We start from the raw sequence: 22,319 nt of genomic DNA, 5'->3' as shown, positions 1-22,319 counted from the left end.
GTACAACCTCTAAAAGGTGTGTTCGAAATGGTTAAAAAGCTGAGCTTTTTTCTTTTTATGAAAGGGATACGAATGGCTACATTACTAGTAGCCATTTGTTTTATTTTCTTTTTATTAGTTAAAAATTCTCCAATTGATCCGGTTCAAGCTTATATTGGAGCGGACATGTTAAATGTAGGTCCTGAACAACGTGCTAAAATAGCTGCATATTGGGGACTGGATCAACCAGTTGGTGTTCAATTTATGAATTGGGGGTCTGCAATTCTTTCTGGAGATTTAGGTACGTCGATGATATATCGCCGCCCTGTTGCTGATATTATTGGGGAGCGTTTTATCAACTCCTTGGTGCTTATGCTGACTGCATGGGTATTATCAGGAGTTATTGGATTTATCCTTGGTGTTGTTGCCGCAATGAAAAAAGGTACTTGGCTTGATCGATTGATAAAAGGGTACTGTTATACACTGGCTTCCACACCGACATTCTGGATGGGTTTACTTGTATTGATTGTTTTTGCGGTGTGGTTGAAATGGTTTCCGGTTGGGATGGGAGTTCCTGCCGGTGTGCTTGCAGAGGATGTTACGTTACTTGACAGAATTAAACACCTTATATTACCTGCGATAACATTAAGTATACTTGGTGTGGCTAATGTAGCGCTTCATACACGTCAAAAGATGATTGATGTGCTTCAAAGTGACTATATACTATTTGCCCGCGCGCGAGGTGAGCGTGGCATTGTGCTTTTTTGGAGACACGGGCTGCGTAATGTAGCTTTACCAGCAATTACTTTACAATTCGCTGCGTTTAGTGAACTGTTCGGTGGCGCTGTATTAGCTGAACAGGTTTTTTCTTATCCAGGTTTAGGTCAGGCAACGGTTGAAGCTGGCGTAAGAGGGGATGTCCCACTATTATTAGGACTTGTTATTTTTAGTACGTTATTTGTTTTTATTGGCAATCTAATAGCTGATCTGATTTATTTGGTGCTCGATCCTAGGATGAGAGGGGGAAATCGTTATGCTTTCTACTCCAGAAGAAAAAAATAAACAGCCTCTCCTAAATCAGAGAAGGCGGATGCTTCTTACAATTGTTATCGCAGCTTTATTTTTATTAAGTATCATATTAGGTGGGTTATTGTTGGATGAAGGAAGGATAACGACCAATCTAACTGAACGAAACGCTCCTCCATCGTTCGACCATTTATTTGGTACGGATTGGCTGGGCAGAGACATGTTTGCGAGAACAATTATGGGTCTTTCACTCAGTATCGGGGTTGGTTTACTTGGGGCGACAGGAAGTGCGCTGATTGCTCTTGTTCTGGGAATGGCTGCTGCGTCGATGGGGAAAATAGCGGATCGCTTGATTTCCTGGATTATTGATCTTTTCTTGAGTGTACCACATTTGGTGACACTTATTTTAATTGCTTTTACATTAGGTGGAGGGTTTAAAGGAATTGTAGTTGGGTTGATGCTCACGCATTGGCCAAGCCTTGCTCGGGTTGTTCGAGCGGAGGTGCTGCAAGTTCGTTCCGCTGAGTATGTTCAGATGTCGAAACAAATGGGAAAACCGCGTTGGTGGATTGCACTGCATCACATCTTACCACATATAAGTCCGCAAATCTTAATTGGATTTATGCTACTATTTCCACACGTTATATTACATGAAGCGGCTGTTACATTTTTGGGGTTAGGTCTTTCACCGCACGAGCCGGCAATCGGAATTATTTTGTCCGAGTCAATGAAGTATTTATCTTCTGGAATGTGGTGGCTTGCCTTTTTCCCGGGGCTTTGTTTGTTAATTGTTGTAAGGACATTTGATCAAATTGGAGAATATCTGCGGGTGATGCTTGACCCAACAAGAGCACATGAGTAAAAGTTTTCCAAAGGAAGAGGAGTTAATGAATGTCTATTCTTGAAGTGAAAAATCTATCTGTCTCGTTTAAACAATATACGACTGGTATGAAACAAAAGGAACTCCAGGTTATTTCCGATTTGAACGTTAATCTGGAAGCGGGAAAAATCCTTGCCGTTGTCGGTGCCAGTGGCTCTGGGAAAAGCTTGCTCGCACATGCAATATTAGGTGTGCTTCCAAGCAATGCAAAGATCAGCGGGTCAATGACATATGCGGGAGAAGAGCTAACCTATTCTAGGAAAATCGCGTTAAGGGGAAAAGAAATTGCCCTCGTTCCACAATCGGTTAACTATTTGGATCCTTTAATGAAGGTTGGCAAACAGGTACGTACATCGGTAAGGTCTGGTGATCCAGCGAGGAAGCAAAAGGAAGCTTTCGAACGTTATCACCTAACGCAAAAGGTGGAGGAGTTGTATCCATTCCAGCTCTCAGGAGGGATGGCAAGGCGAACGCTATTATCAACTGCTGTTGTCAGTGGAGCAAAGGTAATTATAGCGGATGAACCAACCCCAGGCCTTGATCCTGCTGTGATGAAAGAAGCACTTCGTCATTTCCGGGAATTGGCAGACAGTGGGTGTGCAGTCATGCTGATAACGCATGATATTGATTCTGCTTTATCTATTGCAGATGAGATTGCAGTTTTTTATGCTGGGACGACAGTGGAGATTGCACCAGTTGCAGACTTTACTGGAAAAGGAGAAGCATTACGGCATCCGTATAGCAAAGCTTTATGGCAAGCTTTACCTCAAAATGAATTCATTCCGCTTCCAGGAACACAACCACATGCAAGCTCCCTCCCACCTGGCTGTTTATTCGAACCGCGATGTCCATGGGCAACAGCTGCATGTCGAAAGGGAAGACCCGATATGAGAGAATTGAGAGAAGGTACGGTGAGGTGTATCCATGCAACTTGATGCAAAAGATGTTGGATTTCGATATGGAAATGGCGAGTGGTTATTTCGCGGAGTGAATTTCACGATAAATCCCGGCGAAATCGTAGGTATTGTCGGACCAAGTGGGCAGGGAAAAACCACCTTTGCTCGCATATTAGCAGGATTTGAGAATCCGATTGAGGGAACCGTTACCCTTGGTGGCTTGCCAGTAAAGAAAAAGGGTTACCAGCCGATACAGCTCGTGTTCCAGCATCCAGAAAAAGCAATTAACCCACGCTGGAAAATGCAAAAAAGCTTACGCGAAGGCTGGGAACCGGAGCGGGCGTTACTAGAAGCGTTTGGTATTGAACAGGAATGGTTAACCCGTTGGCCAAATGAGTTGTCTGGCGGCGAGCTGCAGCGCTTTTGTGTGGTACGAGCATTAGGGCCGGAAACGCGTTTCCTAATAGCAGATGAAATGACAACCATGCTTGATGCGATTACCCAAGCACAAATCTGGCATGCAGTTTTGGAGATAGCAAAAAAACGTGAAATGGGTGTCATTGTGATTAGTCATGAAGCAAAGCTGATTGAAAGGCTTTGTAGTCGGGTAGTTACCTTGAATAAAAACGAATAATTAGAGGAAAATAAATGGGATCGAGTATACGCTCGGTCCTTTTGTATTTGCTGGAAGTGAATGTTTAGGATGGACTGCATTATTAAAATTTGATTTTATCATCCTGCTACTAGATTAAAAGGACTCAACTAGGATGTTATATTCCCTGTTCCAGCTTGACAGAGTAACTGATAAAACGTATAATACTTACATAAAGTAACGAAGTAATAATAAGTTATATTTATAAACCGAATTCTACAGAAGGTGGTTAATCGAATGGAGAAGAAATTTTTTGAAGCGCCGACGATTCATGTTGAAGAAGTTAATATAAATGTACGTGATTTATCAAATTCACTTTTATTTTATGAAGGTATTATGGGGTTCCAAGTGTTAGAACAAAGTGAACAGAAAGCAGTATTAACGGCTGATGGTAAGCGTCCGATACTTACATTAGAACAGCCGAAAGATGTAACTCCGAAACAGCAACGAACAACTGGCTTATACCATTTTGCAATTCTGCTGCCAAGCCGTGCTGATTTGGCTGCATTTCTCAAACATTTTATCCAAACTGGTTTAGCGGACAGACTAGGGTTTGGTGCTTCTGATCATGTTGTTAGTGAGGCATTATATTTCTCTGATCCTGATGGGAATGGTATTGAAATTGCGCATGATCGGCCCTCTTCAGCATGGGATTGGACAAATAGTCAGGTTACAATGCGGACAGATCCACTGGATGCAGAAGGAATATTAGCTGAGCAAAAAGAGGAATGGCAGGGAATGCCTGCAAATACGCTTATGGGGCATATTCATTTACATGTTGCCGATTTAGATGCAGCAGAGAAATTCTATATTGATGGATTAGGATTTGATATTGTTACGAAATATCCTGGTGCGTTATTCACATCGCATAACGGCTATCATCATCACGTTGCTGTCAATGTGTGGAGTGGGATTGGCGCCCCTAGACCACTAGCGAACAGTATCGGACTAAATTGGTATTCACTTGTTTTTCCAGATGAAGCGACGCGTAAGAAAACAATCGACCAATTAGAGCAAATCGGCGCTGATGTGACAAATGAAAACGACGCTTATATGACGGAAGATCCAGCCGGTAACAAAATAAAATTAATTGTACGTTCCTAATCGGATTGCATAAATTATAAAAACACCGTTCACGGGCTAGGCTTAAATCAGCATCGAACGGTGTTTTTATTTTTAATTATTATACCAGGCAGCTGCCGCTTTCACTTCGGTCATTGTTAACTGATGTCCGTGACCTTCCCAATGTAATGTTACATTGGCACCCGCAGATTCCAGTAGAGAATGGAGGTCTTCTGATTCTTGTGCAGGGCAAATTGGGTCATTCGTTCCTGCGGCGATAAATACCTGTTTACCAGAAAGATCCGGTAAGTCGATGCCTCTTCTTGGAACCATTGGATGATGTAAAATCGCTGCTTTTAACGCATCTTGATAATGGAACATTAGGTTTGCTGCAATGTTTGCCCCATTTGAATAGCCGATCGCGACAATGTTATGACGATCAAATTCATATTTTTCTGCTGCTTCATCCAGAAAGTCATTTAGTTCGGCTGTGCGGAAAATAAGATCTTCTTCATCAAAAACCCCTTCAGCAAGTCTTCTGAAAAAACGCGGCATCCCATTTTCGAGAACATTCCCACGTACGCTTAATACATTTGCATCTTTGTCAATGATTTCTGCAAGTGGAAGGAGATCTTGTTCGGTGCCACCAGTTCCATGCAGTAACAACAATGTTGGTTTGGAAGGATTGCTTCCTTTTTTGAAAATATGTTTCATTTGTTACACTCCTCCTAGTTTGGCCGTTCTAGTGAAAATAACGCTCCGGTTTTTGCGTAATTACTTCCTGCTAAACGACTTACAGCTTTTAATTTATCTTGGTTAATTCTTCCCGACTCTTCATAAATGTGTTCATCGACATGAAAGCGAACGACCTTTCCAATTAAGAGATCAGTATTAATTGATTCGCCATCACCTAATTCAATCGCTCGTTCTAATTTACATTCAAATCGAACCTTAGCTTCCTTAATTCCCGGTACGGAAATCACTTCACTTTCTGCAAATGTGAAATTTGTCAGGTCTAGTTCGCTTTCTGTAGCAGGAAGCGATGCAGCGGTTTTATTGATTTCCTCGACATTATACTCATCAACTATATGCACGACAAAGTCTTTGCTTTCTAGTATATTTCGGGCCGTATCCTTTAATTGTCCAGCTTTGCGTTGAATCGAAATGGAAAGCATTGGTGGATTAGAAGAAACAACGTTAAAATAACTAAATGGAGCTCCATTGATTGTTCCGTCATTTGCTTTACTGTTAACAAATGCAATTGGTCTAGGAATAATGCTTCCAGTTAATAATTTGTAATTCTCGCGTTCTGTATTGTTTTCAGGATCAAAGGAAAGCAATGTCATCCCTCCTTAGAATGGAATAGATCGTTACTACTTTTCATGTTCTCACTGTTCTTCACTTTTTTTGCCGACCGTTTTAAGCACGTGAATGATTGTCGTTTTCTCTTCATCAGAAATACCATCAAATAAGTCCTCGATCACTTTTTGATGCTTTGGAAAAATGCCGTCCATCAGTTGGCGTCCCTGGTCTGTCAGTTGTATATAAACAACACGACGATCATCCTTGCAATTACTTCGTTCGAGCAGCTCTTTGTTTTCGAGTTTATCGATTACATAAGTAATGGACCCCGTATTAATAAGAACAGCCTCGGAAATTTGGCGTATCGTTTGTCTGCCTTTGTGGTATAATGCTTCTAAAATAGCAAAATCGGAAGTGCGCATGCCATGACTGCTAATATCTTTTTTAATTCTCTCTTCAATTGATTTGTAAGCCTTCATTAATACGACATAAGCTTTTAATGACAGATTTTCACTCATTCTTTTCCCTCCTAAAGCGTATCGAATATATGTTATTCAGATATAATTAATTAAAATATCTTTAATTAATTATAATTATATAAAACTAAATGGTTAAAGTCAACCATTATCATAACGTGTTTCAATCATCTACTATAACTTGATTCTCTTTTCCCGGTACATGTAAACTAAAAGATATTGCAGTAGTCATTGTTATTGAATGGAGGAAGGGGAAATGGATAATCAGCTAACGGACTTCAGTATTAACTTACAGCAGATTGAGTTTTTAGCTCCAAAAATGAATCCAGGAATTGGAGTTATTTTTGTGATTCAAGGAGATTTAACCGTTGAAACAAATAGTCGATTTTATCAATTGAAAGAAAAAGATGTGCTTGTTATAAACCGGAATCAGGTATACCAAGCGAAAGGAAATAAGGGAAATCACATTCTGTTGTTACAAATTTCCGATCGATTTATGAAGCAGTACTATGAAGCGTATCCAAATAGTCGATTTGAGTGTTTCTCAGGCGACGTAGATATGGAAAAAGATGCGGTCATTAATCGAATTCGTAAACTTTTAGCCGAACTAATGATTGCCTATTTTCGAAGATCGGAGAGTTATCGGATTGAAATCCAATCTTATGTTAGCGAAATCCTGCTTATTCTTATTCGGCGTTTTAAGCAAATGGGAAGAATCCAGGAGCGCATTGATACAGGAGATCAACGAATCAGAGAAATCATTTATTATATGGAAGAAAATTATCATCAAAAAATTACATTAGATGATATTTCGGAGAAGTTTTACTTATCGTCTAGTTATTTATCACGTTATTTTAAAGAGAAGGTTGGAACTGGGTTTAATTATTATTTGATGAATATTCGTCTTGAGCATGCAGTAAAGGAATTGCTGTATACTTCTGATTCAATCTCTCATATTGCAATGAATAATGGCTTTCCCAATGTAAAGTCATTTGTACATTATTTCAAAGAAGCATATAAAAAGACCCCGAAATTATACCGAGAAGAAAATCAGGAAACCGGTATGGACACGATGAAAACGTATGACATAAAGGATGCAGTTGAAATTATTCAATCATCATCTATTATTGGAGAATTAGGAATGTTACTGACGGATAGTGATGTTGCATTCACTAGTATCGAAACGGAAGCTGAAGAATTAAAGCTTGATATACGACAGGTTAGTCCATCTAAAATTAATCGACCAATACATAATCTTGCTATCGGTGAGTTAAGTGAGCTATTAAAGGAAGGAGTCAGACTGCAAGTTCTAATGGTAAAGGAGGAAATAGGCTTAAAAAATATTGCAGTACGTAAATTAATTGGTGGTACTACATTTATTCCACCGATAGAGACGGACGAAATTATCGCGACTACTTCGCCATATTACAATGCGGATTTCGTGTTGAATTTTTTAAGGAAGCATGATTTAGGACTGTTCATTCGGATTGATTACGTTGAAATTTCCCGTGATGAAGAGAATTATATAAGGGAAATGCAAGATTTCATAAAGCATTGCTTGAATGTGTATGGGACTTCCTATATTGAAAAATGGTACTTTATGTTTTATGAACCGTCTGCAACAGCTGTCCTTGTTAGTGAGCTTGAGCGTGTTTATTTGAAATTATATCGTTCGGTTAAGGCGCTTATTCCAAAAGTCAAAGTAGGAGCTTTTCTGCCATTTTCCTATAAAGATGAAAAAACGTCCAAGAATCATACTTGGTTAGTGGAGAGAAAAGTACCAATTGATTTCTATGGCTATGAAGCAAACCAAAATGAAATTATCGATTTTGAAGAGTTGGGAGATGATAGATTTTCGCTGGCGAAAGGGTACATAAAGGAAAAAACAGTTAAGCTAAAGACATATTTAAGAAAGCATGGAAAGAATCAGCCGATTAGTTTAATTAGCTGGAACACGCTTTCTGGGAATACAAGATTTACGAATGGAACGTTTTTCCGTGGAGCATTAGTATTGCAAAATGCTCTGGACTTGGCTGATGAGGTCGAATCAATAGGTTTTTGGATTAATACAGAACAGCATGAGAAGTCAGGACGTGATAGGAAAATTCGGATGGAGGGACTTGAGCTTTTTCACTTTTTTAGTGGCAAACGCCCTGCTTATTTTGCGATGCAGTTTTTTGACAGATTAAATGGGGATATTATTGCACGTGGTTCAGAATATATCATGACTAAAAACGACCGTGGCTATCAGCTCGTATTAATGAATATTAATAATGTGAATCCTCATTTTACGATTGAAGAGACATTCTTAAAGAAATTAAATAAAGAAGTTCGCGTAACGATTTCTGGTTTGGAGCCAGGAGAGTATCAAATACGCAAACGGGTTTTTGATAAAGATTTTGGTGCACTTTATACAAAGTGGTGGGACTTAAATAGTAAATACGGAATGGATGAAGAGGTTGTTAATTATATTAACGAAACGAGTAAACCATCACTTGAATTATTCGATCAGGTGATTGATGGTGATTGGAGCATGTATGCTTATATGTCATTAAATGCGATTCACTTCTTTGATATACGTAGAGCTTTTTATTAAAAACCGATTAGTATAATCCAAATTATATCTAAAACCAGAAAATAACGGTAAAAAAATAACGGTTAATTTTTTACCGTTATTTTTATATGTGAATTTATGAACATGATTTAACGCTTGTTATAATGAAAAATGACTTATTTAAAATGGTGGATTTTTTTATACTAAGGATGTGGTAAAAATGAGCTCAAGAAAGACCGCAGGCATTATTATCCAGTTATGACTTGTTAGAGATAGGTAAGAATAAGATTTACTACATTATTGGGCTTTATAATGCCCATGCCCAAAAATCGAGAGGTTCTCAAAACGTGAAGCTTTGGGGTGAGACCGTAAATACATGATTCTGTTGGACTAACATTCAATGAGAGGGAAGGATACCTCGCAGAATGGGTTTCACTTTATTAATTTTAAAAGGAGAGGTTGTACAATGGATACAGCTTACAAAGGCACCAATAAGATGATTACAGGAATTGTATTTGGAGTTATTACATTTTGGTTATTTGCTCAATCAATGGTTAATATTGTACCAGCAATTCAATCCGATTTAGGCGTTTCATTAAGTACGATTAACGTAGCAATTAGCTTGACTGCTTTATTTTCCGGAATGTTTATTGTAGTGGCTGGAGGTTTAGCAGATCGGATTGGTCGTAAAAAAATTACGTATGTTGGTTTGATTCTAAGTATAGTTGGATCTTTATTACTTGTTTTAGCAAATGGATCTATACTTTTAATTATAGGCCGTATTTTACAAGGTTTATCGGCAGCGGCAATTATGCCTGCGACGATAGCGTTAGTGAAGGAATACTTTGATGGTGAAGATCGTCAGCGAGCACTTAGCTATTGGTCAATTGGTTCTTGGGGTGGTTCAGGATTTTGTTCCTTCTTCGGTGGTGCAATCGCCACATCAATGGGATGGAAATGGATCTTCGTCTTTTCTATTGTTTTTGCACTTTTAGCAATGTGGTTAATTAAAGACACACCTGAAAGCAAAGCGGAAACAACAGGGACATTTAAATTTGATTTCGGTGGTCTAGGAATCTTTATTGTTACAATGCTTGCTTTAAATGTCTTTATTACACAAGGCGCAAGCTTTGGCTGGACTAGCCCATTAACAATAGGACTTGCAGTAATAACGATTGTTGGAGTAATTGGCTTTATTAAGTATGAAGCAAAACGAGATAATGCACTTATCGATTTTAAAATGTTTAAAAGCAAAGCCTATACAGGTGCAACTATTTCTAATTTCTTATTAAATGCAGTAGCTGGTACATTAGTTGTTGCGAACACCTATGTACAGGTGGGGAGAGGCTTCTCGGCCTTTCAATCAGGAATGCTTTCAATTGGTTATCTTGTAGCGGTGCTCGGGATGATTCGCGTAGGTGAAAAGATTATGCAAAAAACTGGTGCAAGAAAACCAATGGTATGGGGAACGGTATTAACGTTAATCGGTGTAGGTGTAATGGGACTTACCTTCTTGCCAGACCTAATGTATACAATTGTTGTGTTCGTTGGATTTATACTGTTTGGATTAGGTTTAGGAATGTATGCAACACCTTCAACAGATACGGCTGTAACCTTTGCTCCAGCAAATAAAGTTGGAGAAGCTTCCGGAGTGTATAAAATGGCAAGTTCACTTGGAAATGCGTTTGGAGTTGCGATTTCAGCGACAGTATACAGCGCAATCACAGCAATAAGCAGTGTAGAGGTAGCGGCATCCTCAGGAATTATCGTTAATGTAATCTTTGCGATATTATCCTTGATTTCAATTATCGTGTTAGTTCCTAGGGAATCAGGGGAAAATGAAGATGACCCTATCAACGCATCCAATGTACGTCCTGTTGGGGCAAAGCATTAAGGATTGAGTCAAAATAGAGGAGGCAGTTGGAATGAGAAGTAAATTGATGGAGATGTTAGAAGCACGCAAAGATGAAATGATTGAAATTCGTCGTTATTTGCATGAAAATCCAGAGCTTTCTTTTAAAGAAGAAAAAACTGCTCAATATATTGCCGACTTTTACAATGGTAAAGATGTAAAAGTAGAGACAAATGTTGGTAATGGTTATGGAATCATTGTAACGATTGTAGGAGGAAAACCGGGAAAAACAATCGGATTAAGAGCGGACTTTGATGCCCTTCCAATTACGGAAGAGGCAGATGTCCCATTTAAATCAAAAAATGAAGGGGTCATGCACGCATGTGGTCATGACGCTCATACAGCATATTTGCTTGTTCTTGCTGATTGCTTGATTCAACTTAAAGAAGAGTTAAATGGTACAATAAAAATTATCCATCAGCATGCAGAAGAGGTTCCGCCAGGTGGTGCAAAAAGCATCCTTGATTCCGGTAAGCTAGATGATTTAGATGCTATTTTTGGTATCCATGTACTTCCGATGGATCCTGCTGGAGTGGTTGGTTATCGCAGTGGCTATGCATTTAATGGCAGATCTTACTTTAAATTGAAAATTCAAGGAACTGGTGGACACGGTTCATCCCCACACACTGCAAATGACTCTATCGTCGCAGGTGCTCATTTTGTAACGGTTGTGCAAACCATTATTAGTCGTCGTTTAAATCCGATGGATCCAGGTGTTGTAACGATTGGATCGTTTGATGGGAAAGGGACATTTAATGTCATCAAAGACAGTGTAGAGCTTGAAGGTGATATTCGCTATATGAGCGCTGAAAGTCAGAAGATTATTGAGGAAGAATTTAAGCGAATTGTTAAAGGGATTGAAGCAGAATTCGGAGTAGAATGTATCCTGGAATATAAATCCGATTATCCACCATTGTACAATAATCCAGAGTATACAGAATTGGTAGCTGAAAGTCTGAAAAACGCTAATGATAAGGATATTAAAGAGGTAAAACAATATCCACCTTTAGCGCCGTCTGAGGACTTCGCTTACTATTTGGAAAAAATACCTGGCAGTTACTTCTTTATCGGATGTACACCAAAAGGAGTAGAAAAGCCTTACTTTAATCACCATCCGAAATTCGATATTGACGAGGACGCCATCCTTGTAGCTGCTAAAGCGGTTGGACATGTTGTTTGCAGTTACTTTGAAAAAAATGAATGATGAGATTCTATTAAAATTGAAAATACCGCATGAAAATCAAATGAAAATTTTGATTTCATGCGGTTTTGTTTTTTCTGATTGAGATTTTATTACATCTTATCGCAGAGGATTTTTGACAGAATATATATGTGGGTGTATAATATACGCTTGTATCGAACAATCTAATTAAATTTTGAGGTGAATATTGTGAAGAAGTTAATATCTACAAAGATGGGATTCTTCGCTATCGCTGTATTCCTATTTTGGATAAAAACGTATTTGATATATAAAATTGAATTTAGTCTTGGTGTAAGTGGGCCTATGCAAGAGTTTTTACTATTCTTAAATCCGTTAAGTACAGGATTAATATTCTTAGGATTAGCACTCTTTGCTTCTGGTAGAAAAGCTGGCCGATGGATTATTATTCTATCGTTTATTCTAAGCTTTATCCTGTATGCTAATGTTGTATTCTATCGTTTTAATAGTGATTTTATCACGATAGCGACCATGATGCAGACAAGTAACTTTGGTAGTTTAGGTGGAAGTATTGCAAGTTTAGTAGAGTGGCGTGACCTTCTCTATGCATTTGATTTAGTGTTATTAATCGTATTGTATTGGAAGAATCGTACGAACTGGTCAATGGAACGACTAAAGATTCGGAAACCATTCATTGTGCTGGCCGCTGGTGTAATGGCCTTTGTTATCAATCTAGGCTTAGCTGAGGCAGATCGCCCACAGTTATTAGAGCGTACATTTGACCGTAATTATTTAGTAAAATACTTGGGTGCATATAATTTTATGATTTATGATGCAATCCAAAGCTTTGAGTCATCGACACAACGCGTGCTTGCAGATAGTAGTGATATTACAGAAGTTGAAAACTATACGAAGAGTAAATATGCAGAACCAAATGAAGCTTACTTTGGAAAAGGTGAAGGAAAGAACATTATTAAAATTCATCTAGAATCATTCCAATCCTTTTTGATAGATTTTGAGTTACACGGGGAAGAGGTTACACCGTTCTTAAATTCCTTAGTGAACGATCAAAGTCAAGGATTCACGTATTTTGATAACTTTTTCCACCAAACAGAGCAGGGGAAAACAGCTGATGCTGAGCTGATCATGGATACTTCACTCTATGGCTTGCCACAGGGATCTGCTTTTGTAACACGAGGAAAAAATACGTATCAAGCATTACCTGCAATTCTTGATCAGGAACAAGACTATACAAGTGGAGTATTCCACGGAGATGGTAAATCGTTCTGGAACCGTGATGAAGTGTATAAGCATCTTGGGGTAACAGATTTCTATTATGATATCTTTTATGATATGAGCCCAGATCAGGTTATTAATTATGGATTAAAGGATAAACCATTCTTTGAAGAGTCCATGCCATTATTAGAAGAAATGGAACAGCCATTTTATGCCCATATGATGACATTAACGCACCATCATCCATATTTGATTGATGAAGATGAAGCGACGATTGCCCCTGCTGAAACGGGTGATGGTTCGGTGGACCGTTACTTCCAAACAGCACGTTATCTTGATGAATCATTGGAACAATTCTTTAATGATTTGAAGGAATCTGGACTTTACGAGGATTCAATAATTATGATCTATGGAGACCACTATGGTATCTCAGATAATCATAACCGTGCAATGTCCGAAATTCTTGATGAAGAAATTACACCATTGAAAAATGCGGAGCTTCAGCGTGTGCCATTTATGATCAAAGTTCCTGGTGTTGAGGGACAAGGTACGAATCATACGTATTCAGGTCAAATTGATGTTATGCCAACGCTTCTGCATATTTTAGGAATTGATGCACGCGATTATATTCTTTTCGGTACAGACATGTTTTCTGAGAACCATAAAGACTATGTGCCATTCAGAAATGGTGGATATATGACGGAAGAATACAGCTTGGTAAATGGCGTTTATTACGACAATGAAACGAAAGAAATTATTGAAGAACCAACAGAAGAGATGAAGGAATTAAGTGAAACAGTTCTTCATGAGCTGGAACTTTCAGACCGGGTATTGAACGGAGACCTACTTCGTTATTACACGCCAAATGATGAGTGGGAACCAATTGATCCTGCTGATTATGACTATAATTATGATTTGGAAGATAGCGAAGAAGCCAGTGAAGAAGAATAAGAGGAACAGCACTGACGGAGATGTCAGTGCTGTTTTTGTGTAAAGTGAATCTTCATGAAGTAAACAAAACCTATTCCTCGCAATTTTGCCATGTTCAAGATTAGAGATATTACATAATGCGGTAAAATCTAAATCAATGGATTGAAAATATGAAAAAGAAGGTGAACTTCATTTGAAACAAATGATTCGGAGGTTCTTAGTTTGGTTCTCGGTATTGTTTCTATTAAATATCATCGTTAATGTAATCTTCAAATCATCTTTACACCTAACAACTGCTTTTTCTACAGCTTTAGGTGTATCAGCAGGCATCGTATTTGTAGGGAAATGGGTAGAAAGTAGATTGAGCTGATAAGAGCATGCGGGTTTGCGGGACAAGCATGCTCTTAACAATTTATTCTGCTTTTTCCAGCTCTCGTTTCCTTTTTAAAAGTGCTTGAAATTCTAGTTCCAATGCTTCTGACGGTTCTAGACTGAGCTTGCTCAGTACTTCCGTTAATTTTGTTTCAATTACAAGTAATTCTTGCTCTGTTGAATCAGCGGCCTGCTTTGGAACGTAATTTTTATACGCCTCAAGGCTTCCGTCAAAAAACGTAATTTTTTGTTTTTCGATTGTTAAAATGTGATCAGTGATATTCTCGACAAAACGTCGATCATGAGACACAAGAAGTATTGTGCCTTCGTAATCAGTTAGAAGATCTTCTAATGCTTCGACTGCTTCAATATCAAGGTAATTCGTTGGTTCATCTAAGACGAGTGTATTTATATTGCTGACAAATAGTTTTGCAAAAGCTACTTTAACACGTTCTCCACCGCTCAATACTCCTACATTTTTATATACATCTTCCCGATAAAAATGTAACCTTGCAAGCACAGTGCGAATAAAGGTTTCATCTTGGACAGCTGTTGAGCGAACGTTTTCCAGTATGGAGTCTGTTGTATCAAGGACGTCAAGATTCTGGCTGAAATAACCAATCTTGGCAGCGGGTGATACCGTGATGCCATCCGCTTCGTTCATTATTTTCTTTAACAGCGTTGTTTTACCAGCACCGTTTTTGCCAATAACCGCTATTTTTTGTCCACCACGAATATAGAAACTTGCTGGGTTCCAAAGGATGCGATTGGTTACTTTTCCAGTTAGCTCCTCTGCTCGGATAATAATCTGTCCTGTAAAAGCTTCCTGATTCGGTAAATTCATTTTAATGGCAGGTATTTCTTTTACCTTTTCTACTTTTTGAAGCTTTTCTAATCGCGTTTCTATTGATTTTGCTGTTTTTTGAAGCTTCTTTTGTTTTTTAGCGAAGTATGGCTTCGCTCCAGTAATTTTTGCTTCAGAAGCGCTGACTTGATTCGGTTTTTTCGTTGCGCGTTGTGCTTTTTGCTCCTTCAACTCGCGTGCATGTTCCAATTGTCTTTTCTTTCGTTGGTATTGTTCATATGCGCTTTCTTGTTGTCTGATTGCAAGTTCCTTTTGAGCAATATAATCCGAATAGTTCCCTTTATACACATTGATTTTTTTTTCGTCGATTTCCCAAATCTTCGTACATAGAGCGTCTAAAAAACTTCGATCATGGGACACAATAACAATAGCTCCTTGCCATCTTTGTAATTGCTTTTCTAAGCTTTCGATATGCTCCGTATCCAAGTTGGTTGTGGGTTCATCCGCAAATAAAAGGCCAGCTTGTGTTGCTAAAGATTGGTTAATATATTCCTGTGTAACTTCACCACCACTTTTTGTTGTATCCGTGTTTTTTAATTGGGGGAGCAATTCACATGTTGCTCGGAGGTTAATCGTACCTTCTTCTGGCTGCCGCTTTCCTGCAAGTATTTCGAGCAGACTTGTCTTACCACTGCCATTTCTGCCAACAAGTCCAATTCGATCTTTATTCTGGATAGCTAAATGATCCGCAGCAAAAAGTAAACGATCCTTGACTTCATACTTGAGTCCGCTTATTTCCATAATAACCATATCTATCATCTCCGTTCTTATTTGGGAGACCAAAAAAAAGCCTCCAATTCTTTTCAGAATAGGAGGCAGGGGTGTACAGAAAAAAGAGAGACTACTCCCTTTGGCTGGAACACAAAAATCTACAATCCTATTCTGAAAAATTCCATGATTGCATGACAAAAATAGCAGAAAAATCCGCTAATGTTGACATACTGTTCACCTGAATGTTTCGAAAAAATAGGATTAGTACTTCATGTCCCCTTTGTTCACCCTTCCGTCTTGTAGTTGATTTTATTATAAACGAATGGAATGCTTTGATGCAACCCCTTGTTTTTGGCTATTTGTAGAAACTCCGTCACAAAAAACAACTGTTATATTTGATAAAATAAACATATTGAGGACAGGAGGAGCCTATAATGGAAAAAGTAATCCGAAAGCAAGAGGCAGATACATTCATTGAAAATTTATATAGAGAGCTTGGCAAAACATCAAAAGAAATTGCTGAGAGACTGAGTCAAATTCACGAAGAGCTGGATGATAAAGGGCACTATGAGCATACATCTGAAGAACTATCTTACGGTGCAAAGCTTGCATGGCGTAACTCAAATCGTTGTATTGGCAGACTGTTTTGGGAAAGGCTGGAGGTGATTGATGCAAGATACGCTACACGTAGTGAGGAAGTATTTACTTATTTGCTTAATCACATAAGGAATGCAACCAATCATGGGAAAATCAAACCGATGATAACGATCTTCCAGGCCGAAATCCATGGAGATAGACAGGTGAAGATTTGGAACCACCAATTACTTCGCTATGCTGGATATGAAACGGAAAATGGGATAGTAGGAGATCCAGCTTCTGTAGCTTTTACGAAGGAATGCTTGAAGCTTGGCTGGGTTGGTGAAGGAACTTCATTTGATTTGCTTCCACTTGTTGTTCAAATCGGTGGTCATGATCCGGAGTTTATGGAAATACCAAAGGAGTACGTAATGGAGATACCAATTGAGCATCCTGACTTTTCACTGTTTGGGGATTTAGCGGTGAAGTGGTATACAGTACCAATTATTTCGGATATGCGCCTCGAAATCGGGGGGATTGACTATGTAACAGCTCCTTTTAATGGCTGGTATATGGGTACGGAAATAGGAGCGAGAAACTTAGCTGATGAAGGGCGATATAATTTGCTTCCTTTAGTAGCGAAACAGATGGGATTAGAAACAAAACATGAAAGCACTTTATGGAAGGATCGTGCACTTGTAGAGCTAAATGCCGCTGTATTAGATTCCTTTAAAAAATATGGGGTATCCATTGTCGATCATCATACAGCTGCAAAGCAATTTAAGGTTTTTGAAAATCGAGAACAGAAAACAGGGCGTAAGGTTACTGGGAATTGGACATGGTTGATTCCACCATTGTCTCCAGCGGTGACTCATATTTTTCACAAGCCTTATGATAACCATGTGCAAAAGCCAAATTATTTCTATCAAAAGAATTATTATGTATAATCAAAAAGAAAGGCAGTTCCAAACGGAACATGCCTTTCTTTTCCCCTAAAAGGGGTGCACGCGGAAAATTAAATTCATCTTCTCCAAACTGTTCTTTCTGACGATATTTTACAACTCGTCATTACAGGATGGTCTCACTGACCGTATTTGTTGCTTTAGAGATCGTTGAAAGAGCCTTTCAATCTGCTTCTCCAGAATTCAGTCAGATTACCAGTTGCACTTTCACAAAAAACCACTTACTGTTTTGAAAAACTAACCGTGAAATGGAACTTAAATCTTAAAGCTCCTGACGAGTCTAGCATTCGCCAGTAAAGTAAATTTTCCGCCAAGGCTGTGCATTTCCTCATTGGAATTCATTTGTAAACAAGTTGGAAAATGAAGTGGTTACATTTTCGCAAGTTGTCTGCAACAATCCTTCCAATGCAGTTCGCCTTGTACTATTTGTATTCCCGTATGAATATGAACTAAACCTCCTTTTTAAAAATTATTTTTGTAGTTTACGTTGGGGAAGACCTGTTGTGTTTCATAACATACCATGCGTAACACAAAGTTATGAAATTATTTTTTGTGAAAAAGCTGAATGAAGCTCTTTACAAAGAGGATAAATTTTTATATAGTAAAGATACCTAATATTTCTAGGTAGGTGAGAAAATGTTTAATCGCGAACTTGTAAAAGGCAGTACATCCTTGCTGGTGTTACAGCTTTTAAATGAACGTGATATGTATGGCTACGAGCTCGTAAAGGAAATGGATCGACGTAGTGAAAACCATTTGCAAATGAAGGAAGGTACGCTCTACCCAGCACTTCATAAGATGGAAAAACAAGCGTACATTGAATGTTATTGGCAAAACCAAGAAAAGGGACCAGCTCGTAAATATTATCGTATTACAGAGCAAGGGAAAGAAATCCTTGCAGAAAGAACGTCGGAATGGCATCGATATGTTCAAGTGATGAACAACCTGATTGGGAGAAACGAGTCATGACCGAAGGGGAACAACATTTTTTAAATGAATTAGAGCAAGAGATTGGGCGTCATCCTGATAAGGAAGAGATTATAGCAGAATATCGCCTGCACGTATTTGACCTGCTACAGGAGCAAGCGACCGATGAAGCAAAAGTATATGATGAATTGGTACATAGACTCGGTTCGCCAAAGGAGATTGCAGCACTATGGAAGCAGGAATCAGCCGTAACGCCTAAGAAAACGCAGCAATTATTTGTGTTTTGCAATATTGCCATTTTCACTTTTGGGGTGCTGCTTACAATTGGCTATAACGCATTTGATTGGTACTGGCTGGAAAGCTTATGGGCAGGCCTAACAAATGCTGCATCTATTATTATACTTATTTATGGTTTCTTTTGGGCGTTGCTCGGCTATGAAATTGGCAGAGAGTTTGGGTCCCGTGGTCATAAATTGTTGAAGAAGACATTTTTGTTTTCTATCATACCTAATTTGATCTTAATGTATTTAATTGTATTTAAGCTTATTCCACTTCAGTGGTTTCAACCGTTATTGAGTACGCCGTTTATTATTGTTTGCATTCTTTGTACGGCCGTATTGTACCCAATAAGCTGGCTGGGGTATCGGTGGGGAAAGAAAGCTTCAATATGAAATGGGCTGAAGCCGAGTAATGCATTCAGTCCTGATTCGTTATTATTTTTTTGTCTATATACATAGTATTTCTATGTATATAGACTTACAATGTATTGGAGGGATATAGATGGATGTTCAAGTGACGAAAAGAGATTGGCCATTTTTGCTTGTATGTGTAGGACTTGGAATACTTGCAGAACTTAGTTTTTTCCATGAAGAAATTGGCTTGTCATACCTCGTTTTCATCGCAGTGTTTTATGCTGTGTTTTTCTTAAGGATTAGCATACCGTTTCAGCGTCGCAGAATTGGTTTACTGCTTATGGCTGCTGTTTGGCTGCTGGCAGGGAGTTATCTTTTTTACAATAGTACCTTATTTTATCCCTTGAATTTAGTTGTGATACCTGCTCTCGTTTTCTTTCATCTGATCATGATCACGAGTCAGAACAAGATTGTCTGGAGTAAACCTGCGTTCTTAATCCTATTAATAATGAAATTAAAAGAAGCAATTCAATATAGCACGAGATTTTGTATAGGAACAGTTAAACCAATGGACGAAGGAACAGGTAAAACAATAAAACGTATTGTAATTGGTTTGATAACAGGTATTCCATTATTGTTAGTTATTATTGGGTTGTTAATGTCAGCGGATAAAGTATTTCAGGATATGATTCTAAAATTGCCATCGTTTATTATACGATTTAATTTTACGGAAGAGCTGCTCCGTCTGATCGTTGTTATTGTTCTTTCTCTTTTATTCTTCGGTATTTTTCAGGTACTGCCTAGAAGAACTGAAATAGAGACGAATAATGTTATGAATCCAGAAAAAAAGCATATATATTGGGATAGTGTTATTGTTGTAACGATCTTAGCGATGCTAAATCTGGTCTACGCCATATTTGTAGCTATACAGTTTGCGTATTTTTTCGGTGGAGGATTACAGGCCGAACTTACTTATGCAGAGTATGCGAGAAAAGGATTCTTTGAATTGCTGCTCGTAACGCTAATTAATTGGACATTGCTGATTTTCGTTTTGAAGCGCGTAAATACTCCGAATAAAGCTATGAAGCTCACATTAAAGATACTCAATACCTTGCTTATTATAGTGAGTGGTGTAATGTTGGTTTCTGCATTTGGACGTTTAAGTATGTATGAAGCTGCTTATGGGTTTACTGTGGACCGAATTTTAGCGCATGCATTTATGATCTTTCTTATGGTAATTTTTGCATATACCTTTATTCGGGTATGGGTCGAGCGGTTAGCGATATTACATTTCTATCTCATCACGAGTTTATTATTTTATGTCGTGTTAAATGTTATCCATATCGAACAACTTATTGTTACAAATAATTTAGAGCGCTATGAACAAACGGAAAAAATTGATATTTATTATCTGAGCACCTTATCATATACCGGAATAGAGGGGCTAATCGAACTGTATAAAATAGAGCCTGATTATCCAGAACTGCAACGTTTGCTGAGAATAGAGCAACGAAAACTAGAAATGAAACAGCCGGATTCCTGGCAAACATTTAATTTTAAGAAGCAAGAAGTAATTGAAAAAATCCAACGTTTGGATTTAGAAGTATAGGGAGGTCTAGCACAGTGCAAAACGTAATACCGAAGCATGTTGCTATTATCATGGATGGAAACGGAAGGTGGGGGAAGAAGAGAGGTCTGACAAGGAGTCAAGGTCATTATGCAGGGGCTCAGGCAATGGAGCGAATGATCGATGCCAGTATTGAGTTAGGCATCCAGATACTGACGCTGTATGCATTTTCATCAGAGAACTGGAGACGGCCAAAAGACGAAGTTAATTACCTCATGCGCTTACCAGTGAAATTTCTCAAACAAAAGCTGCCAGAGTTTATGAAGAGAGATATTAAAATACTGGTATCAGGTAACATAGAAGCTCTTCCGAAAGCCACAAGAAGAGCGCTGGATGATTCTGTTGAAGCAACAAAAAATAATGCTGGCTTGATTGTGAACTTCGCTTTCAATTATGGAGGGAGAGATGATATCCTCCAAGCTGTTCATAAAGTAATTTATGAGGTTCAGCATAATCATGTGGAATTAGAAAAGTTAGACGAATCGCTGTTCCAGCGGTTTTTATATACGAAGGAACTGCCAGATCCAGAATTAGTCATACGTACAGGCGGAGAGAAGCGGATGAGTAATTTCCTGTTATGGCAATGCTCGGCATCAGAGCTATACTTTAGTGACATGTTATTCCCAGATGTAAATAAGCAGTTATTAGAAGATGCGATTGGTATGTTGCAGAAACGGTATTCTTTCGTATGAAACACACCCAAAACAGTGTGAGATAAGCTGTTTTGGGTGTTTTATTGTGTTAGATTGTAAGGCTGCCAATCAACTTTGTAAAGTGAAGGGAAGTGTAAATTATATTTTTAGTGGAGCCATATTAAACGAAGGTTCCATAATATCTATATGATTTCCATCTGTATAAAAATCGACTAGCTTTCCTTTGTATACGAGCTGAAAACTCCCTGTTTCTTGAATGTCATGAGGTGTTATTAAAGATATTGGCTTCGGAAAATCCAGAATATCACATTCCTTTAAAACAGATGCAACAAATTGTGAACAAAAAAATGCCTTCTCTCTGTTAATAGGCTTGTTTAAAATAACCCCAAATAAACCTAAGAAATTATAGCGATATTGCTCTTTTTCAGCTTCTATCTTTTGCAGATATGCATTGATTTTTTGAAGCTGATCTTCGTTAACTGTATAGCTATAAATGGCTGCACTTGCATGCTTGAATAGCCCGGACCGCAAATTTTCCTGAACAAATCCACCAATGAAGGGGTTTCGGGGTTTTTTCCTGCCGAAACTATATGCATTTACTAACTGTGGATCAAAGGAAATCGATGCGTGGTTATATGGTTTTTTGGTGTATGACTTTATTAATCTAGTAAAAACAGTTCCTGTATCGGTTAAAAGTATATATAATTTCTTTTCGTTCATTATTAATCGCCCCTAAATCATCATGAAACATTCAAATGCTGCCATCTTATAGACGAAGTAAGGTGGACATAGGTTTCATTTTTTATTGTTAATCTTTCTTAATAGTAATCTAGAATAGATAATCTCATAAGCAGCTTGAGTAATATTTCACCCTAGGTCTGAAGGCGTAATCTAAATTTTACTGACAGCACACTTACGAAAACGGGACAA

20 protein-coding genes are annotated in these 22,319 nt (G+C 38.3%); 15 read left to right on the top strand and 5 right to left on the bottom strand.

The features are described 5' to 3' along the window. The first annotated feature begins 27 nt into the window (after positions 1-27). From D1B32_RS09830 to D1B32_RS09810, 5 genes are all read left to right on the top strand, one after another. Complete coding sequence (locus D1B32_RS09830; protein ID WP_222863053.1) at positions 28-1,041, top strand: ABC transporter permease; 1,014 nt, start codon at positions 28-30, stop codon at positions 1,039-1,041. After that, on the top strand, positions 1,013-1,867 hold the full coding sequence (locus D1B32_RS09825) for an ABC transporter permease (RefSeq protein ID WP_095312087.1): 855 nt from the start codon (positions 1,013-1,015) through the stop codon (positions 1,865-1,867). Before D1B32_RS09830 ends, D1B32_RS09825 begins: the two co-directional genes overlap by 29 nt. A 29-nt stretch (positions 1,868-1,896) precedes the next feature. Continuing rightward, on the top strand, positions 1,897-2,820 hold the full coding sequence (locus D1B32_RS09820) for an ABC transporter ATP-binding protein (RefSeq protein ID WP_095312089.1): 924 nt from the start codon (positions 1,897-1,899) through the stop codon (positions 2,818-2,820). Continuing rightward, positions 2,810-3,415 (top strand): ABC transporter ATP-binding protein, encoded by a 606-nt coding sequence (locus D1B32_RS09815; RefSeq protein WP_095312091.1) that lies wholly within the window; start codon positions 2,810-2,812, stop codon positions 3,413-3,415. Before D1B32_RS09820 ends, D1B32_RS09815 begins: the two co-directional genes overlap by 11 nt. Positions 3,416-3,670: 255 nt before the next feature. After that, positions 3,671-4,537, top strand: coding sequence for a VOC family protein (locus D1B32_RS09810; protein ID WP_095312094.1), 867 nt, complete (start codon positions 3,671-3,673; stop codon positions 4,535-4,537). 72 nt (positions 4,538-4,609) lie between these two features. On the opposite strand, the gene D1B32_RS09805 is transcribed toward D1B32_RS09810, so the two are convergent. The 3 genes from D1B32_RS09805 to D1B32_RS09795 are packed head-to-tail and all read right to left on the bottom strand — an operon-like array spanning position 4,610 to position 6,315. Continuing rightward, positions 4,610-5,209, bottom strand: a complete 600-nt coding sequence (locus D1B32_RS09805; protein WP_118889234.1) for an alpha/beta hydrolase — start codon at positions 5,207-5,209, stop codon at positions 4,610-4,612. A 14-nt stretch (positions 5,210-5,223) separates the two neighbouring features. Continuing rightward, positions 5,224-5,835: a flavin reductase family protein gene (locus D1B32_RS09800; protein WP_118889233.1), complete on the bottom strand. Its 612-nt coding sequence runs from the start codon at positions 5,833-5,835 to the stop codon at positions 5,224-5,226. Between the two features lie 48 nt (positions 5,836-5,883). Then, a complete protein-coding gene (locus tag D1B32_RS09795; protein WP_118889232.1) occupies positions 5,884-6,315 on the bottom strand; it encodes a MarR family winged helix-turn-helix transcriptional regulator in 432 nt (143 codons plus the stop codon). 214 nt (positions 6,316-6,529) lie between these two features. On the opposite strand from D1B32_RS09795, the gene D1B32_RS09790 reads away from it, so the two are divergent. The 5 genes from D1B32_RS09790 to D1B32_RS23725 all read left to right on the top strand — a co-directional run bounded on the left by D1B32_RS09790 (position 6,530) and on the right by D1B32_RS23725 (position 14,434). Further along, entirely contained in the window at positions 6,530-8,869 is a 2,340-nt protein-coding gene (locus D1B32_RS09790; protein WP_118889231.1) for a helix-turn-helix domain-containing protein, read from the top strand. Positions 8,870-9,293: 424 nt separating this feature from the next. Continuing rightward, positions 9,294-10,721, top strand: coding sequence for an MFS transporter (locus D1B32_RS09785; RefSeq protein ID WP_118889230.1), 1,428 nt, complete (start codon positions 9,294-9,296; stop codon positions 10,719-10,721). A gap of 31 nt (positions 10,722-10,752) precedes the next feature. Beyond that, a complete protein-coding gene (locus D1B32_RS09780; protein ID WP_118889229.1) occupies positions 10,753-11,943 on the top strand; it encodes an amidohydrolase in 1,191 nt (396 codons plus the stop codon). A gap of 186 nt (positions 11,944-12,129) precedes the next feature. Further along, positions 12,130-14,085: a lipoteichoic acid synthase gene (gene ltaS / locus D1B32_RS09775; RefSeq protein WP_118889228.1), complete on the top strand. Its 1,956-nt coding sequence runs from the start codon at positions 12,130-12,132 to the stop codon at positions 14,083-14,085. Positions 14,086-14,257: 172 nt separating this feature from the next. Beyond that, positions 14,258-14,434 (top strand): hypothetical protein, encoded by a 177-nt coding sequence (locus tag D1B32_RS23725; protein WP_158586239.1) that lies wholly within the window; start codon positions 14,258-14,260, stop codon positions 14,432-14,434. A 42-nt stretch (positions 14,435-14,476) separates the two neighbouring features. On the opposite strand, the gene D1B32_RS09770 is transcribed toward D1B32_RS23725, so the two are convergent. Continuing rightward, entirely contained in the window at positions 14,477-16,051 is a 1,575-nt protein-coding gene (locus tag D1B32_RS09770; RefSeq protein ID WP_118889278.1) for a Vga family ABC-F type ribosomal protection protein, read from the bottom strand. A 395-nt stretch (positions 16,052-16,446) separates the two neighbouring features. Between D1B32_RS09770 and D1B32_RS09765 the strand changes: the two genes are divergently transcribed. The 5 genes from D1B32_RS09765 to D1B32_RS09745 all read left to right on the top strand — a co-directional run bounded on the left by D1B32_RS09765 (position 16,447) and on the right by D1B32_RS09745 (position 21,428). Then, on the top strand, positions 16,447-17,535 hold the full coding sequence (locus tag D1B32_RS09765) for a nitric oxide synthase oxygenase (protein WP_118889227.1): 1,089 nt from the start codon (positions 16,447-16,449) through the stop codon (positions 17,533-17,535). Between the two features lie 651 nt (positions 17,536-18,186). Beyond that, positions 18,187-18,519: a PadR family transcriptional regulator gene (locus D1B32_RS09760; protein WP_095312113.1), complete on the top strand. Its 333-nt coding sequence runs from the start codon at positions 18,187-18,189 to the stop codon at positions 18,517-18,519. Further along, positions 18,516-19,148 carry an HAAS signaling domain-containing protein gene (locus D1B32_RS09755; protein ID WP_095312115.1) on the top strand — a complete coding sequence of 211 codons (633 nt, stop codon included), beginning with the start codon at positions 18,516-18,518 and terminating at the stop codon, positions 19,146-19,148. The genes D1B32_RS09760 and D1B32_RS09755 overlap by 4 nt, the downstream gene beginning before the upstream one ends. A gap of 109 nt (positions 19,149-19,257) precedes the next feature. After that, on the top strand, positions 19,258-20,718 hold the full coding sequence (locus tag D1B32_RS09750; RefSeq protein ID WP_118889226.1) for a DUF4153 domain-containing protein: 1,461 nt from the start codon (positions 19,258-19,260) through the stop codon (positions 20,716-20,718). A 14-nt stretch (positions 20,719-20,732) separates the two neighbouring features. Next, positions 20,733-21,428 (top strand): undecaprenyl pyrophosphate synthase, encoded by a 696-nt coding sequence (locus D1B32_RS09745; RefSeq protein WP_240033765.1) that lies wholly within the window; start codon positions 20,733-20,735, stop codon positions 21,426-21,428. 99 nt (positions 21,429-21,527) lie between these two features. Here D1B32_RS09745 and D1B32_RS09740 read toward each other — a convergent pair whose 3' ends face one another. Continuing rightward, positions 21,528-22,109, bottom strand: a complete 582-nt coding sequence (locus tag D1B32_RS09740) for a hypothetical protein (RefSeq protein WP_118889225.1) — start codon at positions 22,107-22,109, stop codon at positions 21,528-21,530. Between the last annotated feature and the right edge of the window lie 210 nt (positions 22,110-22,319).

The sequence above is a fragment of the Oceanobacillus profundus genome (assembly GCF_003515705.1).
Lineage (GTDB): Bacteria > Bacillota > Bacilli > Bacillales > Amphibacillaceae > Oceanobacillus > Oceanobacillus profundus.
This window is presented reverse-complemented; position numbering and strand designations above follow the sequence as displayed.